Below are 14080 nucleotides of genomic sequence, written 5' to 3' on the forward strand. Positions count from 1 at the left end.
CAACCGCTCATGCGCGGTCTTCCACGGCCCATACCGTTCAGGCAGATCACGCCACGGCGCACCTGTGCGCTCATGCCACAGAATCGCGTTGATCACCTGCCGGTGACTACGCCACCGCCCACCCCGCCGGCCCGTCTCCGCAGGCAACAACGGCGCGATCACCGCCCACGCCTTATCCGTCAGCTCACCACGACCAACCACAACCCATCATCTGCACACGATCATGAGAAAGATTCGCAGGACACGCCCTAGAGCGGAACGCCTCAGAAGGGCGGTGGCTCTTCGTCGGGTTCGGGTCGTGGGTCGTGCAGCGGTTCGGGTGTTGCGTCGTAGGTGTGGCCGCTGGGAGTCGTGATCGTCATCCCGCCGTTCCCAGTGGGCTCTGCCGACCAACCGGGCTCATTGCGAAGCAGGTTGTGGATCTTGCAATAGCCGTGACAGTTGTGGTGATTGGTCTTGCCGTTCTGCGCCCACGTGACGATGTGGTCGATCTCGGAGAACTCCGCCGGACGATGACACCCAGGTTGCGTGCATTCCCGATCCCGAGCCTTGATCAACCGCGCCAGCGACGCCGGTGATCGATACTTGTCGGCACCGGCTTCCAAGAGCTGCCCGGTGGCCGGGTCGGTGATCAACCGCGACCACGTTGAGTCGGGATCCGAGGCGATCTCCCGAACCAGCCAGTCCGGGATGTGGCCATATCCGGCGAGGAACGCCGGGTCGTTACGGGCACCGGTCAGGGTCAGGAAGTCGACGTAGACGTGGATGTGGGCCTTCGGCTTGCCGTGTCCGTCTTCGGCCAGCAGGCGTTCGGCGAACAGATCAGCACGGTGCTGATCCAGCGTCTTGGATTTGTCGTTGTCCCGCCGAGTATGTGCCCCGCGGTCGAGTGAGGCGTAGACGGAGCTGGCGACTTCGGAGGGGAGATACCCGGAGAGGGTGGACATGGTCTCGCCCTCATGCTGCAGGGACACATGCCGCAATGCGCGTTTCTTCTTGGCTCGGTCGCGATAGCCGTCGGGGTCGTACTTCTGCACCGCCCAATCGACCGAACTACGAATCGCACCCGGATCCCGGCCGGCCAGGCGAGACGACATGTGCTCATCGACCAGCCCCGCGACCTCGTCGGAGACTTCGCGGGTGAGCTGGGTGACCTTCGACGCCTTGAACAAGTCGATGTCGCCGCAGTCCAGTGCCGCCAACGTCTTCGGCAACCGCGACACCAGAGCACAGGAGATTTCGAGCAACAGGAACGCTTGATTACGAGAGACCGAGAAGCGCAAAGCGACCTCCTCGGTCACCGATCTTCGCGACCCACCGATACCAGCGAACTCCGCTAACGCACGCACCTGACGACCCTGCGCCCGCCGAAGCACCAACTCCTCAGCGAACGAGGACTCAAGGAAACGCGTGGCTTGAGTTTGATAAACAAGCTTAAGGTTCATGACAATGATTATACTCGAACTAACGTTCGATCACTAGTCGCCGCGCTATCTCTAGCCTGGTAATACTTTAGTGAACGCTTCGACCGACTCAAGCCATTCCGGCGTCTGCCGTGGCCGTTCGGTGAGTTCGCTTGCGCCGGCATCGAGTTCGTCCTGCGAATACCCCGAGAGATCGGGAACACCACCGCATGATCCATAGTCGCTTCTCCCGAAGCGACTTGGAGTATCGCGGCTAAACGAGATCCGTGTTCCGGACCCGGTACACCTGCAGCCGGAGCCCGTAGTACTTCTCCGTTTCCCCGACCCAGACCATCCCGAGCCGTTTCGCGGTCGCGATGGCGCGCACGTTGTTCGGCCGCGCGACGGCGAAGAGTTCGTCGGTGTCCTGGGTGAACGCCCAGCCGAGCAGCGCGCGGGCGGCCTCGGAGGCGTAGCCCTCGCCCCAGGCGTCCGGATGCAACTGCCAGCTGATCTCAAGGTCCTCTTCGTACGGTGGCAGCAGATGGATGCCCAGCCCGCCGACCACCACGCCGTCCTCCTTGCGCTGCACCGCCCATCGCCCTCGCGGCGGCACGACGTTGGGCTGCGACTGTTGCCAGGCCTGGAGTACCGAGCGCATGGCGGCGGCGTCGGTCACCCGGTCCATCGCCGGGGTGAGCCAGCGGGTCACGTCCGCGGTGCCGTAGATCGCCAGCGCGGCCTCGGCGTCGTCCTCGGACCACTCGCGGACGACGAGTCTTTCGGTGGTCAAGTCCATAGCAGAACGTTACGCGCATCCGTGCCGTAAGGGGATGGCCTCGAAGCGGTAGCGTCGGTGGTTCGGAGAGCGAGGTCCCCGCATGCGCACCGAAGTCTCGACCCCCGAGCAGGCCTGCCCGATCGCCCCGGTGGTCGACATCGTCTTCAGCCGCTGGACCACGCCGATCCTGTGGGCACTCAACGAGTTCGGCAAACAGCGGTTCGTCGAACTCGAGCGGAGAATCGGCACGATCACGCCGAAGGTGCTGACCCAGCGGCTGCGGCAGCTGGAACGCGACGGCCTCATCACGCGGACCTACTACGCGGAGGTGCCGCCGCGGGTCGAGTACGAGATCAGCGACCTGGGGCGCAGCCTGGCGCCGCTGTTCGCGACGCTCGCGGACTGGTCGACGGCGAACCTTCCGAAGGTGGACGAGGCCCGGTCGGTCTACGACACCCGCAAGTAGTCCTCTAGTCGCGGTAGTTCGTGACCTGAACCATCGCAACCAGAGGACTACTTGCGGGGCGCTTATTTGACCGATCGTTCTAGATGTGGTTACCTTCCTCTTGTGTCCCGGGTGAAGGAATTCGACGTCGACGCGGCCTGCGAGGCCGCACTCGAGCTGTTCTGGCGGCAAGGGTACGAGGCGACCTCGGTCGCCGACCTCGTCGCCGAGCTCGGCATCGGCAAGGCCAGTCTCTACGCGACCTTCGGTACCAAGCACGAGCTGTACCTGACGGCGCTGAGCCGCTATGTGGCCAGGGGCAACGAGCGATTCCTCGACGAGCTCGCCGGGCCAGGGCCCGCGCTGGCGGGGGTGCGGCGGATCGTGGAGCGCTATCTGGCCGAAATCCTCGACGAATCCGGGCGGAACGGCTGTTTCGTGGTGAACGCCGCGATGGAGATGTTGCCGAGGGATCCCGAGGTTACGCGGGTGATCGAGCAGAGCTGGGACGCGCTCGAGCTGGCGTTGAGGATGACGCTGACCCGCGCGAGGGCTCAGGGTGAACTCTCCGCCGGAGCGGATCCGGCGGCACTCGCCGGCTTCCTGCTCACCGTCCTGCAGGGGATGCGGGTGCTGAGCAAGTCGCCCGATCCCGGGGCACGAGTCCGGGCTGCCGCGGGGCAGGCCATCGCGGTTCTCGAAGCCGCTCGCAACCACTGATACTAGAACGATCAGACCAGAAAGAGGACACTGTGGGGAAGCGATTCAACGGCAAGGTCGTCCTCGTCACCGGCGGAGGTTCCGGGATCGGTCGCGCCACGGCGGTGGCCTTCGCCCGTGAAGGGGCGCAGGTCGTCGTCTCCGGCCGGGACGAGGAGAAACTGCGTCAGACGGTGAAGGAGATCGAGGCCGAGGGCGGCGCCGCCGGCTCGGTGGTCGCCGACGTCGGAGTCGGCGCCGAGGTCGAGGGCCTCGTCGCTGAGACCGTGCGGCGCCACGGCAAGCTCGACATCGCGTTCAACAACGCCGGCGTGCTCGGCAGCCCGGCCCCGGCGGCGGACCTCGACGAAGACGATTTCGACACTGTCATGCGGACGAATCTCACCGGCACCTGGCTCTCCATGAAGCACGAGATCGCGCAGATGCGCTCGGGCGGCGGGGGCGTGATCGTCAACATGGCCTCCAACATCGGCGCGCACGGCCGGCTGCCGGGCATGGCCGCGTACGCCGCGTCGAAGGCCGCCGTCAGCGCGCTGACCCGCACCGCGGCCCGGGATCACATCGCCGAGGGCGTCCGCATCAACGCGGTCAGCCCCGGCGCCACCGACACCGAAATGTCGTTGTGGCCGGGGGAGACCGAGGCAGGCCGCGCCGACCGGCTCGGCGCGGCCATCCCGCTCGGCCGGGTCGGTGCGGTCGACGAGATCGCCGCGGCGGTGCTCTGGCTCGCCTCGGAGGAGGCCACCTTCGTCGTCGGGCACGACCTCGTCCTCGACGGCGGCGCGACCGCCTGACCATGGTCAGTACACCTAGCGCCTTTCTGACCTTCAGCCGCGCGAAGGCAGCAGTTCCTGCATCTTCGTCTTGAGGCCCTGGGCGACCAGGTGCCAGGCGTGGGGATCGCCCTTGAGCACGGCCTCGGTCATCGACTTCACCTGCTCGAAAGTGGCGTGCGGCGGGATCGGCGGTACCTCGGGGTCGCAGTGGACGTCGAGCACGGTCGGCACGTCGGCCGAAAGCGCGACGTCCCACGCTTCGCCGAGCCGGGCGGGATCATCGACGGTGATCCCGCCCAGGCCGATCTCGATCGCGAAGTCCGCATAGGACACTTCCGGCAGGCTCTGCGACGGCTCGAACTTCGGCGAGCCGCCCATCGCGCGCAGTTCCCAGGTGACCTGGTTGAGGTCGCCATTGTGGAACACGCAGATGACGCACCGCTGGTCCGTCCACAGTTCGCGGTACCGGGCGATGGTCAGCAGTTCGGCCATGCCGTTCATCTGCATCGCACCGTCGCCGACCAGGGCGATCACCGGACGGTCGGGGTGGGCGAACTTCGCACCGATCGCGTACGGCACGGCCGGCCCCATCGTGGCGAGCGTCCCGGACAGCGAACCTCGCATGCGGCCGCGCATCCGCAGGTTCCTGGCGTACCAGTTGGCCGCCGAACCCGCATCGGCGGTGACGATCGCGTCATCGGGGACGCGTGCGGACAGTTCGTGCACGATCCGCATCGGATTGACCGGATTCGCGTCCAGCATCGCCTGGTGGGTGACGGTTTCCTGCCACTCGCCGGTGTTCTTCTCGATCTGCTCCCGCCAGCCACGGTCGGTTTTACGTTCCAGCAACGGAATAAGCTGCTGCAGGGTGCTCTTCGCGTCGCCGAGCAGGTTCACCTCGGTCGGATACCGCAGCCCGAGGAACCGGGGATCGATGTCGATCTGAAGGGCGCGGGCCTGGCCGAATTCCGGCAGGAACTGCGCGTAGGGCATGTTGGAGCCGACGATGAGCAGGGTGTCGCAGTCCCGCATCAGTTCATAGCTCGGCCGTGTGCCGAGCAGGCCGATCGAGCCGGTCACGTACGGCAGGTCGTCGGACAGAACATCCTTGCCCAGGAGAGCCTTCGCGACTCCGGCACCGGTGAGGTCGGCCACCTCACGCAGTTCGGTGACGGCGTTGCGCGCGCCCTGCCCGATCAGCATCGCGACCTTTTCGCCCGCGTTCAGGACCTCCGCCGCTCGGGCGATCTCTTCCGACGGCGGGATGACGCTGGCACGCGGATGATCCGGCGGCGAGGACGGCACGTGCTTGAACTCATGCCGCGGCGCCCGGTAGATCTCTTCCTGCAGATCCGCCGGGATGATCAGCGCCGTGGGCGCCCGCTGGGCGATGGCCGTGCGCAGGGCGCGGTCGAGCGCGTTCGGCAGTTGTTCGGGGACGTTGACCTCGACGAGATACTCACTCGCGACGTCCTTGAACAACGCCTGCAGATCCACTTCCTGCTGATAGCTGCCGCCCATCGCGCTGCGCGCCGTCTGGCCGACGATCGCGACCACCGGCACGTGGTCGAGCTTGGCGTCGTACAGACCGTTGAGCAGGTGGATCGCCCCCGGGCCGGACGTCGCCATGCAGACACCGGGCCGCCCGCTGAACTTCGCGTAGCCGACGGCCGCGAACGCGGCCATCTCCTCGTGTCGCGCTTGGACGAAGCGAGGCTTGTTCCCCGCCTTCCCGAACGCGGTCACCAGCCCGTTGATCCCGTCCCCGGGATAGGCGAAGACCTGCTCGACGTCCCATTCGCGCAGCCTGGCCAGAATATGGTCCGCAACGGTTTCGCTCATGGGCGCCGGATACCGCCGCCGTTCGGCGGCTAAACGTCAGCGCCTCATCCGGGGTAGTTCCGGTGAATCGGTGTCGAGAGGGACCGCCGCCGACCGCACGAGTCCCAATTGGACGGTCTGCCGCTTGCTCACCGCTTCCAGCGCCCAATCCGTCGCGGTGCGCAGGCGGTTGCCCGGCATGGCGAGCAGGTGGTAGCCACGGGTGACCGCCTTCGCGGCCAGCCCGGAAAGCGGGATGTGCAACGGGTTCGCCGCGGCCTGATGCGCGCCGAGGTCGACGACGAAGCCGAGATCGTGGTGCCGGTAGGTGCCGTGCGAGCCGTGGCCGAGCGACGCGGCCACGTTCTTCCCGGCGAGTTTCCCTTGCCGCTCGGCGTGTTGTGCCGTCATCGGGGTGTACTCGCCGGGCCGGGTCAGATCGGGGACGGCCGCCGCGTCACCGCAGGCGTAGACATCGCGGCGCCCCGGGACGTTCAGTTGCGCGGTGACGACGAGCCTGCCCTTCGCGGTTTCCAGACCCAGGTCCGCGATCAGCGGGTCGGGGCGGACCCCGACGCACCAGACGAGGGTGCGGGTCGGCACGGAATCGCCGGAGGTCAGGGTCACGCCGTCGGCGTCGGCGTTGTCGACCGAGGTCTTCATCAGCACCTCGACGCCCCGTGAGCGCAGGACCTCGTCGGCGGTGGCGCCGAGGCGCCGGTCGAGTTCCGGGAGCACGCGTTCGGCGACGTCGAGCAGGAGCCAGCGGACCCGCTGACCGTCGAGTTCGGGGTGCCGGGCGGCGAGCGCGGCGGTGAACGCCGGTCCCTGCGCGGCGACCTCGGTCCCGGTGTACCCGGCGCCGACCACGCCGAACGTGCAGCGCGCGTCGCGTTCCGCCGGATCCGTCGCGGAGGCGGCGAGCTCGATCTGCCGGGTGACGTGATCCCGCAGGTAGAGGGCTTCCGGAAGGCCCCGGAACCCATGGGCGTACTCCGGGACCCCGGGGATCGGCAGCAGTTTGTTGACGCTGCCCGCGGCGAGCACCAGCCGGTCGTAGCCGAGGTGGTGCTCGCGGTCCTCGGGGTCGGTGTAGCTCACGCTGCGGGCCTCGAAGTCGACCGAAGTCGCGGTACCGAGCACCAGCCGCACGCCGCGCAGCGTGCCCGGAAGGGAGACGGAGATCCGCCGGGGTTCGAGGATCCCGGCGGCGACCTCGGGGAGTAACGGGAGGTAGAGGAAGTAGTCGGTCGGGTTGAGCACGACGACCTCGGCGTCGTCGCCGACCGTCTTCAGCAGGGTTTTCGCGGCGTTGTACCCCGCGAAACCGCCGCCGATGATCACTACGCGCATCTTCGCCCCTCCGGGGTCAGTCCTTGGTGGGCCAGTCTCCGGTCGCCTTGCGATAGCCGACGGCGCCCGCCCGTGAGGTGGCCGCCTTCACCGCGCCGAAGATCGCGCCCTGGGCCGCCGCGGCGACGATCACCTGGGTCCAGGTGAAGTCCCGGTCGGTGGCGTTCGGCGCGTCCTTGTTACCGGTGGCGCGTTTCCAGACCTGCTTGAACGCCGCGCCGGCGAGAAGCCCGCCGAGGGCGCTGACGACCATGTCCATGGGTTTGTAGAGAGCCTTGTTCACGACGACCTCCGACGCAGGATCAGGCGGATCGCGACCAGTGCCGCGAGCACGGCCGCGAAAATCGGCAGCGGGTTGGCGCGGACGACTTCGGTGCCCTGACGGAACTTGTCCGCCGCGGGCTCCGAAACCTTCTCGGAGATCTTGGCGCCAGCCTGGTCGACCTTGGCGTCGAGCTTGTCGTTGACCCGCGCCTTGACGTCGAGCTTCTGCCCGAGCGCGTCGAGGGTTTCGGTGAGTTCCTCGCGGGTCACGTCCCGGTCGGCGCGGGCTTCTTCGGCGTTCTTGGGGAAATCACTCATGAATGCACTCCCTGTTTGACGGTGTCCACATCTTCGCGGACGCCCTTGATGGCCTCTTCCGGCAGCGGCGGTGTGGCGCTCGCGACCTCCTTGCGGCCGACCATGGCCGAAAGACCCGCGATCAGCAGCAGTCCCACGCCGGTCACCACGGCGGCCAGCCAGGCGGGCATGACCAGGGCGAGCGCGAGGACCACGGCGGCGATCAGAGTTCCCGCCCCGAACAGGGCGAGGATGCCGGCCGCGCCGAACAGTCCGGCGCCGAGACCCATTCGCTTTCCCTTGCGCTGCAGTTCGAAGACCGCGAGCCGCATCTCGTCACGGACGAGATGTTTGACCTCGTCGCTCAGGTCGGACACCAGTTCGCCGACCGAGCGATCGTCGGCGGGCTTGCGGTGGGTTTGTTCGGTCATGGGCACCTCCTCGGTGGCTCTCTGTCCGCCGGGTACCCGGGTGTCCGCGCGATCAATCACGGCGCGTTTCGGCCCTCCTGGGGCCGGGTAGCCGAGCAGTGCCGGTTCGAAAAGCACCCCAACCACATAGGAGGATGCATGAGCACGATCACCGAAATGGTCGACGTCGACGTACCGGTCAAGACCGCGTACAACCAGTGGACCCAGTTCGAGTCCTTCCCGAAGTTCATGGAAGGCGTCGAAGAAATCCGCCAGGTCGACGCGACACACACCCACTGGGTGACCAAGTTCGGTGGTGTGAGCCGGGAATTCGACGCGACCATCACCGAACAGCATCCGGAAGAGCGCATCGCGTGGACGTCGGACTCCGGTCCCGACCACGCCGGCGTCATCACCTTCCATCGCCTGGACGACAACAAGACCCGTGTCACGGCGCAGATGGAGATCGACCCTGAAGGCTTGGCCGAGAACGTCGCGGACAAGCTCGGCGTGCTCGACCGCCGTGTGAAGGGCGATATGAAGCGGTTCAAGGAGTTCATCGAGAGCCGCGGCCACGAAACCGGCGCCTGGCGCGGCGACGTGGACCGCCCCGGCAGCTGACCGGCCACCCGCGACCTTCCCCTGGACAACGGCGTTTTCCAGGGGAAGGTCGCGGGTACTTCATGGGGGAGGTCCTCAACGAAGGGAGCGTCCAGGCATGACTACCAACGCATACGTGGCATTCCTCGTCATCGGGGTGGCGCTGGTCATGCTCGACGGCCTGATCATCTACCGCAGCGGTCGCCGTTATCTTCAAGGTTCCTACGGTGACCCGGCGGCCGGGGCGTCCATGACCTGGCTGGTCACCGTACTTTTCCACCTCGCGACGCTGGGTGTGCTGGCGCTTCTGTCGACCATCGACATCGGGGGCAGTGATCTGCCCGGTGTGGTGGGCCGTCTGGGCGTTCTGCTGCTCGTCCTGGCCATCGCGCACGCCATCACGCTCGGCGTGCTTTCGCGTATCCGCGGCGAGCAGGAGGCCGGAGCGGTGATCAATCGCAGTCACCAGCGCGTCGAGCCGGAACAGCAGGGCACCACGGTGACCCCGGTTCCCGGCCAGGAGGGCCGTTACCCCGACGTGAGCCCGTCGATCGAACACCGCGCGCCGTACACGACGCCGTAGAACCGCAGCTTCGGCCGCGTCACGCGAAGAGCGAAGACGTGAGGGCCACCTTCAGAGTCCCTGAAGGTGGCCCTCACGTCTTGCCGCGTTACTCGGAGAGCTTGCCCCGAAGCTGTTCGAGCGTCTGCGAAAGCAGCCGCGAAACGTGCATCTGCGAGATGCCGACGCGCTCCGCGATCTGTGTCTGCGTGTAGCCGCCGAAGAAGCGCATCACGAGGATCGCGCGTTCCCGTTTCGGCAGTTCTTTCAGCAGGGGTTGCAGCGCCTCATGGTTCTCCACCAGCGTCATGTCGTGGTCCACTTCGCCGATGGTGTCGGCGAGCGACAGAGCCTCGGTGGCGTCGTCGTGAACCGGCTTGTCGACCGACAGTGTCTGGTACGCCTGGCCGGCGAGCAGCCCTTCGCGTACCTCGTTGACCTCTAGCCCCAGGTACTCGGCGAGTTCGGACGGGGTCGGCGCGCGGCCGAGACGCTGAGCGAGCGCGGCCGTGCCCTGGCTGAGCGAGACGTGCAGCTCCTTGAGCCGCCTCGGTACCCGCACCGACCAGCCGGTGTCGCGGAAGTGGCGCCGGACCTCGCCCATCACCGTCGGCACGGCGAAGGAGAGGAAATCGTGGCCGCGGCCGGGATCGAAGCGGTCGACCGCGTTGATCAGGCCGATCCGCGCCACCTGCACGAGATCCTCGCGCGGCTCTCCTCGACCGGAGAACCGGGTGGCGATGTGCTCCGCGAGCGGAAGCAGCTCGGTGACCAGAAGGCCCCGCAGTTCCTGACGGCGGGGCGAATCCTCGGGCAGCGAGAACATCTCTTCGAACAACGGCTCGCAATGGGCGTAGTCGTCCGACTGCCTGGTAGCTGACCTGCGCCCGTTCACCCGTCGCTCGTTCCCGGGGTCAGCACGAGTTCGATCGTCGTCGTACCCCCCGCTTCGCCGGGCAGCGGCTGGCAGCGGGCCGTCACCGAACGGGTCAGGGTCGTCAGCACGTGCCACCCGAAGGTGGTCTCGCTGGGCAGGAACGGTGTCGCCGTCCTGGTCGAGATCGAGACGGCTATCCCCTCGGGGATCTCGTGAAAGACACACCACAGCGTCGCTCCGGGTTCGGCGGGCTGGACAAGCTGGGCACAGGCTTCGTCGACGGCCATCTTCGCGTCCGAGATGGCGTCCAAGCCGAAGTCCGCGCGCGCCACCACCCCGTGGGCGAGCATGCGCACGAGGGGAATCTGTTCTGCCTCGGCGGGCAGCCGCAACTCGACGCTGTCGAGCAGGCCGTCCGACTGAGGCCGGGTACCGGGGGTCAAGCTGCCCCGTCCATACAATTCCATTGTGAGACCTATCCGTCCGTGGCCGTGGGAAACCGCGACGGAAGAACCGCCGCGGGACGCGTGATCAACGGCCAAGGGCTCGCTGAAGCTCCTTTTTGGACATCTTCGACCGGCCTTTGATGTTGCGCTTCTTCGCGTCGTTGTACAGCTGCTCCTTTGTCGGGCCGCCCGGCCCCTGCCGGTTCCCCGAGCGCTTCCCACCTCGCCGCTGCGGCGACATGTCCTGAGTCGAGGTCCGGCTGGCCTGCCGCGCTTCGCCCGCCTGCGCGCGGTTCTTGTTCACTGTCCGCGCGGCGATCTCCTCGGCGCGATCGGTGCTCGCGCCCTGGTCCTTGGCGGAGTCCTTGATGTGCTTGTACTGGCGCTCTCGCTTCGAGCTCCAGGTCTGCTGCGGCATGTCGGCTCCTTACTCTCCTCACGTCGGATACCCCGTTCGGCTCGCCGGATAAACGTCCGGTTGACGCCGTGTTCGCGGGGGTACGCAGTGGATCAGATCGAAAGGGAGGCGCGATGCGCATCGGGTACACGCTCATGACCGAACAGGCCGGGCCGCGGGCCCTGGTCGGATACGCCGCCGAAGCGGAGAAGGCGGGCTTCGATTTCGAGGTGATGAGTGACCACTACTCGCCTTGGCTGGACGAGCAGGGCCATTCGCCGTACGCCTGGAGTGTGCTGGGCGCGGTCACGCAGCGTACCGAGCGGGTCGAACTGATGACCTTCGTGACCTGCCCGACCATGCGTTATCACCCCGCCGTGGTGGCGCAGAAGGCCGCGACCGTCCAGGCGCTGTCCGACGGCCGGTTCACCCTCGGCCTCGGCGCGGGCGAGAACCTCAACGAACACGTCGTCGGCCGCGGCTGGCCGCCGGCCAACGTCCGCCACGACATGCTCGCCGAAGCCATCCAGATCATCGGAGGCCTCTTCGACGGTGGCTACTTCAACTACGCGGGTGACCACTTCCGGGTCGACTCGGCGAAGCTCTGGGACCTGCCGGAGCAGCGGGTCCCGATCGCCGTCGCGGTGTCCGGGTCGCAATCGGTGACCCGGTTCGCGCCGATCGCCGACGCGATGATCGCCGTGGAGCCGAACGAGTCGCTGAGCCGGGAGTGGGACGCCACCAAAGTGGGGCCGTCGACCCGGAAGATCGCGCAGCTGCCGGTGTCCTGGGGAGAGGACCGCGATGCCGCCGTCCAGCGTGCCCACGAGCAGTTCCGCTGGTTCGCCGGCGGCTGGAAGGTCAACGCGGAACTGCCGGGCCCCGCGGGTTTCGCCGGGGCGACGCAGTTCGTCAAACCCGAGGACGTCGCCGCGGCCATCCCGTGCGGCCCGGACGTCGACCCGATCGTGAAGCAGGTGGCCGAGTTCGAGGCGGCCGGGTTCACCGACCTCGCCTTGATCCAGATCGGGGGAGACCAGCAGGAGGGCTTCCTCCGTTTCGCCGAAGACACGCTGCTCCCGGCGCTGCGGAGCTGATTCACGCGGACGGAGTAACTCTGCCCTGTCTCTGGCACTCGATCGCGGACACCTGTGTTCCGACCGGCGATCGTGGGTACCTGGGAGGACGTCGGTCAAGGAGGGGGAACTGATGAAGCGAGACTTGTCGACCGGGCTCCACCCGGTCGCCGACCTGATGCTGGAGGGCCAGGACACGGCGGCGCAGAAGGAAGTGCGCAGGAAGGCCGCGCTCGCCGTGGCCTCGCGGGCGACGGACGCCGCGGACTGTGCCGAACTCCTGGACATGCTGGGTCTCCACAACGGCGGCCGCTGCGGCTTCGAAGTCGCCTGAACTAGGACTCGTCTTCGACCCATTCGAGGAGGTCGCCGGGCTGACAGCCGAGGACCCGGCACATGGCTTCCAGGGTGCTGAACCGGACGGCCTTGGCGCGGCCGTTCTTCAGCACCGCCACGTTCGCCGGGGTGAGCCCGACGAGTTCGGCGAACTCGCCGACGCTCATCTTGCGTTTGGCCAGTTCGACGTCGATGCGGACGACGATCGGCATCAGATCACCTGTTCCATGTCGGACCGCAGCGTGGTGGCCTGCCGCAGCAAAGTGCGCAGCACGACCATGAGCAGGCCCAGCACGGCGACGCCGATCAACGCCAGGAACAGCAGGAGTGGCAGGCCCGGGTCGCCGGCGTTGAAGCCGACATAGAGGAACACGCCCGCGAGCACCATCCACCCGGCGGCGATCGCCCACACGATCGCGTCCACCCAGCGCAGGGACGCCTCGGTGAAGATCCGGTCCTTCTTGACCAGGGTGAGCAGTTGCCAGGTGGCCACCACCACGACCTGGACGCACAGCACCCAGAAGACGGAAACGGCCGTCGCCGGCCACCGCAGGTAGGCCATGTCCGGGTCCTGCCGGGCCATATGCGCGAACTGCCCGGGCAGGGACATGGTCTGGAACAGCACCAGGATCCCGAACAGCAGCACGAGGAACGCTCTCAGGGGCGCGACCGCCCGTTGTCCTGTGATCATGCATCGAGTGTCGCGCGCTATCTATCGAAAGTCAATCGGTAGCTATCGCGTAACGGGACACCGCCGGTGGGTGCGCGACGCCTGACCGGGCCGTACGACGACCGGCTCGCCGTACTCGGTCCGGACACCTCCGCGACCGCGCGGAGCGCGCTGGGGAAATTGCTCACCGCATTCGGGGAAGGGCTTGAATTTCCGTTGCTCAAAGGAATTCACCCGGCCGTTGTTCCGCCGTTGTCGCGTCAGGGGGATTCTGTCAGGATGCTCGGGACTCGACCCGAAGGAGTGTCCAGTGGCTTCCCGTCTCAATCCCTACATCAGCTTCGCCGGTGACGCCCGGCAGGCCATGGAGTTCTACAAGACGGTGTTCGGCGGCGAGCTCACGCTGAACACGTTCGGCGAATCCGGCATGGCGGGAACTCCGGTGGAGAACCAGATCATGCACGCCCAGCTCGAATCCCCGGGCGGCTACCACCTCATGGCGTCGGACACGCCTCCGGGAATGGAGCACAATCCGGGGACCAACATCTCCGTCAGCCTCAGCGGTGACGACGACGCGGAATTGCGCGGATACTGGGAGAAATTGTCCGCCGACGGCACCGTTTCGGTCCCGTTCGAAAAGCAGATGTGGGGCGACCTCTTCGGAGCCTGCACCGACAAGTTCGGTATTTCGTGGATGGTGAACGTCGTTCAGTCCTGACCAGGGTATTCCGGCCCTGCCCGGCGGGGGCCGAAGCGCCCGGCTCGCGGGGCCTTCGTGCTCCGATCCCGCGAAATCCGTTACGCCACCGGTGAAATCGCCGTCCTCTCTCGTGAGGGTTCAGCGGT

At 67.0% G+C, this 14080-nt stretch carries 21 protein-coding genes; 8 read left to right on the top strand and 13 right to left on the bottom strand.

Features of this window, described 5'->3' with window-relative positions; all coding sequences use genetic code 11:
* From ACLJRL_RS28385 to ACLJRL_RS28395, 3 genes are all read right to left on the bottom strand, one after another.
* Positions 1–201, bottom strand: a 201-nt coding sequence (locus tag ACLJRL_RS28385; protein ID WP_410659361.1) for a transposase, incomplete at its 3' end; no start/stop codon positions are given.
* Positions 202–263: 62 nt separating this feature from the next.
* The gene (locus tag ACLJRL_RS28390) at positions 264–1301 is read right to left on the bottom strand and encodes a DUF222 domain-containing protein (protein ID WP_410659362.1); all 1038 of its coding nucleotides are present in this window, start codon (positions 1299–1301) and stop codon (positions 264–266) included.
* A gap of 376 nt (positions 1302–1677) precedes the next feature.
* A complete protein-coding gene (locus ACLJRL_RS28395; protein ID WP_410659363.1) occupies positions 1678–2202 on the bottom strand; it encodes a GNAT family N-acetyltransferase in 525 nt (174 codons plus the stop codon).
* A gap of 82 nt (positions 2203–2284) precedes the next feature.
* Between ACLJRL_RS28395 and ACLJRL_RS28400 the strand changes: the two genes are divergently transcribed.
* The 3 genes from ACLJRL_RS28400 to ACLJRL_RS28410 all read left to right on the top strand — a co-directional run bounded on the left by ACLJRL_RS28400 (position 2285) and on the right by ACLJRL_RS28410 (position 4143).
* Complete coding sequence (locus ACLJRL_RS28400) at positions 2285–2650, top strand: winged helix-turn-helix transcriptional regulator (protein ID WP_410659364.1); 366 nt, start codon at positions 2285–2287, stop codon at positions 2648–2650.
* 102 nt (positions 2651–2752) lie between these two features.
* Positions 2753–3349 (top strand): TetR/AcrR family transcriptional regulator, encoded by a 597-nt coding sequence (locus ACLJRL_RS28405; RefSeq protein ID WP_410659365.1) that lies wholly within the window; start codon positions 2753–2755, stop codon positions 3347–3349.
* Between the two features lie 32 nt (positions 3350–3381).
* Positions 3382–4143, top strand: a complete 762-nt coding sequence (locus tag ACLJRL_RS28410) for a glucose 1-dehydrogenase (protein ID WP_410659366.1) — start codon at positions 3382–3384, stop codon at positions 4141–4143.
* Positions 4144–4176: 33 nt separating this feature from the next.
* Here the strand turns inward: ACLJRL_RS28410 and ACLJRL_RS28415 are convergent, their stop codons facing one another.
* The 5 genes from ACLJRL_RS28415 to ACLJRL_RS28435 are packed head-to-tail and all read right to left on the bottom strand — an operon-like array spanning position 4177 to position 8291.
* Entirely contained in the window at positions 4177–5967 is a 1791-nt protein-coding gene (locus ACLJRL_RS28415; RefSeq protein WP_410659367.1) for a thiamine pyrophosphate-requiring protein, read from the bottom strand.
* Between the two features lie 36 nt (positions 5968–6003).
* Positions 6004–7299, bottom strand: coding sequence for an NAD(P)/FAD-dependent oxidoreductase (locus ACLJRL_RS28420; RefSeq protein WP_410659368.1), 1296 nt, complete (start codon positions 7297–7299; stop codon positions 6004–6006).
* A gap of 16 nt (positions 7300–7315) precedes the next feature.
* Complete coding sequence (locus ACLJRL_RS28425; RefSeq protein WP_410659369.1) at positions 7316–7582, bottom strand: DUF4235 domain-containing protein; 267 nt, start codon at positions 7580–7582, stop codon at positions 7316–7318.
* On the bottom strand, positions 7579–7881 hold the full coding sequence (locus tag ACLJRL_RS28430; protein WP_410659370.1) for a DUF3618 domain-containing protein: 303 nt from the start codon (positions 7879–7881) through the stop codon (positions 7579–7581). Before ACLJRL_RS28430 ends, ACLJRL_RS28425 begins: the two co-directional genes overlap by 4 nt.
* Positions 7878–8291, bottom strand: coding sequence for a phage holin family protein (locus tag ACLJRL_RS28435; protein ID WP_410659371.1), 414 nt, complete (start codon positions 8289–8291; stop codon positions 7878–7880). Before ACLJRL_RS28435 ends, ACLJRL_RS28430 begins: the two co-directional genes overlap by 4 nt.
* 138 nt (positions 8292–8429) lie before the next feature.
* On the opposite strand from ACLJRL_RS28435, the gene ACLJRL_RS28440 reads away from it, so the two are divergent.
* Positions 8430–8891 (top strand): SRPBCC family protein, encoded by a 462-nt coding sequence (locus ACLJRL_RS28440; RefSeq protein WP_410659372.1) that lies wholly within the window; start codon positions 8430–8432, stop codon positions 8889–8891.
* 97 nt (positions 8892–8988) lie between these two features.
* Positions 8989–9453, top strand: a complete 465-nt coding sequence (locus tag ACLJRL_RS28445; protein WP_410659373.1) for a hypothetical protein — start codon at positions 8989–8991, stop codon at positions 9451–9453.
* Positions 9454–9541: 88 nt separating this feature from the next.
* Here the strand turns inward: ACLJRL_RS28445 and ACLJRL_RS28450 are convergent, their stop codons facing one another.
* The 3 genes from ACLJRL_RS28450 to ACLJRL_RS28460 form a co-directional block, all read right to left on the bottom strand.
* A complete protein-coding gene (locus ACLJRL_RS28450) occupies positions 9542–10327 on the bottom strand; it encodes a SigB/SigF/SigG family RNA polymerase sigma factor (RefSeq protein WP_410659374.1) in 786 nt (261 codons plus the stop codon).
* Entirely contained in the window at positions 10324–10776 is a 453-nt protein-coding gene (locus ACLJRL_RS28455; protein WP_410659375.1) for an anti-sigma factor, read from the bottom strand. Before ACLJRL_RS28455 ends, ACLJRL_RS28450 begins: the two co-directional genes overlap by 4 nt.
* Positions 10777–10840: 64 nt before the next feature.
* On the bottom strand, positions 10841–11173 hold the full coding sequence (locus ACLJRL_RS28460; RefSeq protein ID WP_410659376.1) for a plasmid stabilization protein: 333 nt from the start codon (positions 11171–11173) through the stop codon (positions 10841–10843).
* A gap of 113 nt (positions 11174–11286) precedes the next feature.
* Between ACLJRL_RS28460 and ACLJRL_RS28465 the strand changes: the two genes are divergently transcribed.
* Both ACLJRL_RS28465 and ACLJRL_RS28470 read left to right on the top strand, forming a co-directional pair.
* The gene (locus ACLJRL_RS28465; RefSeq protein ID WP_410659377.1) at positions 11287–12249 is read left to right on the top strand and encodes a TIGR03557 family F420-dependent LLM class oxidoreductase; all 963 of its coding nucleotides are present in this window, start codon (positions 11287–11289) and stop codon (positions 12247–12249) included.
* A gap of 112 nt (positions 12250–12361) precedes the next feature.
* The gene (locus ACLJRL_RS28470; protein WP_410659378.1) at positions 12362–12562 is read left to right on the top strand and encodes a hypothetical protein; all 201 of its coding nucleotides are present in this window, start codon (positions 12362–12364) and stop codon (positions 12560–12562) included.
* A gap of 1 nt (position 12563) precedes the next feature.
* On the opposite strand, the gene ACLJRL_RS28475 is transcribed toward ACLJRL_RS28470, so the two are convergent.
* Together ACLJRL_RS28475 and ACLJRL_RS28480 are read right to left on the bottom strand one after the other, a co-directional pair.
* Entirely contained in the window at positions 12564–12776 is a 213-nt protein-coding gene (locus ACLJRL_RS28475; protein ID WP_410659379.1) for a helix-turn-helix domain-containing protein, read from the bottom strand.
* Positions 12776–13255: a DUF2975 domain-containing protein gene (locus ACLJRL_RS28480; RefSeq protein WP_410659380.1), complete on the bottom strand. Its 480-nt coding sequence runs from the start codon at positions 13253–13255 to the stop codon at positions 12776–12778. Before ACLJRL_RS28480 ends, ACLJRL_RS28475 begins: the two co-directional genes overlap by 1 nt.
* A gap of 289 nt (positions 13256–13544) precedes the next feature.
* Between ACLJRL_RS28480 and ACLJRL_RS28485 the strand changes: the two genes are divergently transcribed.
* A complete protein-coding gene (locus tag ACLJRL_RS28485) occupies positions 13545–13952 on the top strand; it encodes a VOC family protein (RefSeq protein WP_410659381.1) in 408 nt (135 codons plus the stop codon).
* Positions 13953–14080: the final 128 nt, after the last annotated feature.

The sequence above is a fragment of the Amycolatopsis sp. lyj-112 genome (assembly GCF_046549055.1).
In the GTDB taxonomy this organism is placed as follows: domain Bacteria; phylum Actinomycetota; class Actinomycetes; order Mycobacteriales; family Pseudonocardiaceae; genus Amycolatopsis.

Coding starts and splice junctions, on each gene's coding strand:
- ACLJRL_RS28395 (WP_410659363.1), bottom strand. CDS start 2,202: ATGGACTTGACCACCGAAAGACTCGTCGTCCGCGAGTGGTCCGAGGAC.
- ACLJRL_RS28400 (WP_410659364.1), top strand. CDS start 2,285: ATGCGCACCGAAGTCTCGACCCCCGAGCAGGCCTGCCCGATCGCCCCG.
- ACLJRL_RS28415 (WP_410659367.1), bottom strand. CDS start 5,967: ATGAGCGAAACCGTTGCGGACCATATTCTGGCCAGGCTGCGCGAATGG.
- ACLJRL_RS28420 (WP_410659368.1), bottom strand. CDS start 7,299: ATGCGCGTAGTGATCATCGGCGGCGGTTTCGCGGGGTACAACGCCGCG.
- ACLJRL_RS28430 (WP_410659370.1), bottom strand. CDS start 7,881: ATGAGTGATTTCCCCAAGAACGCCGAAGAAGCCCGCGCCGACCGGGAC.
- ACLJRL_RS28435 (WP_410659371.1), bottom strand. CDS start 8,291: ATGACCGAACAAACCCACCGCAAGCCCGCCGACGATCGCTCGGTCGGC.
- ACLJRL_RS28440 (WP_410659372.1), top strand. CDS start 8,430: ATGAGCACGATCACCGAAATGGTCGACGTCGACGTACCGGTCAAGACC.
- ACLJRL_RS28445 (WP_410659373.1), top strand. CDS start 8,989: ATGACTACCAACGCATACGTGGCATTCCTCGTCATCGGGGTGGCGCTG.
- ACLJRL_RS28455 (WP_410659375.1), bottom strand. CDS start 10,776: ATGGAATTGTATGGACGGGGCAGCTTGACCCCCGGTACCCGGCCTCAG.
- ACLJRL_RS28460 (WP_410659376.1), bottom strand. CDS start 11,173: ATGCCGCAGCAGACCTGGAGCTCGAAGCGAGAGCGCCAGTACAAGCAC.
- ACLJRL_RS28465 (WP_410659377.1), top strand. CDS start 11,287: ATGCGCATCGGGTACACGCTCATGACCGAACAGGCCGGGCCGCGGGCC.
- ACLJRL_RS28470 (WP_410659378.1), top strand. CDS start 12,362: ATGAAGCGAGACTTGTCGACCGGGCTCCACCCGGTCGCCGACCTGATG.
- ACLJRL_RS28475 (WP_410659379.1), bottom strand. CDS start 12,776: ATGCCGATCGTCGTCCGCATCGACGTCGAACTGGCCAAACGCAAGATG.
- ACLJRL_RS28480 (WP_410659380.1), bottom strand. CDS start 13,255: ATGATCACAGGACAACGGGCGGTCGCGCCCCTGAGAGCGTTCCTCGTG.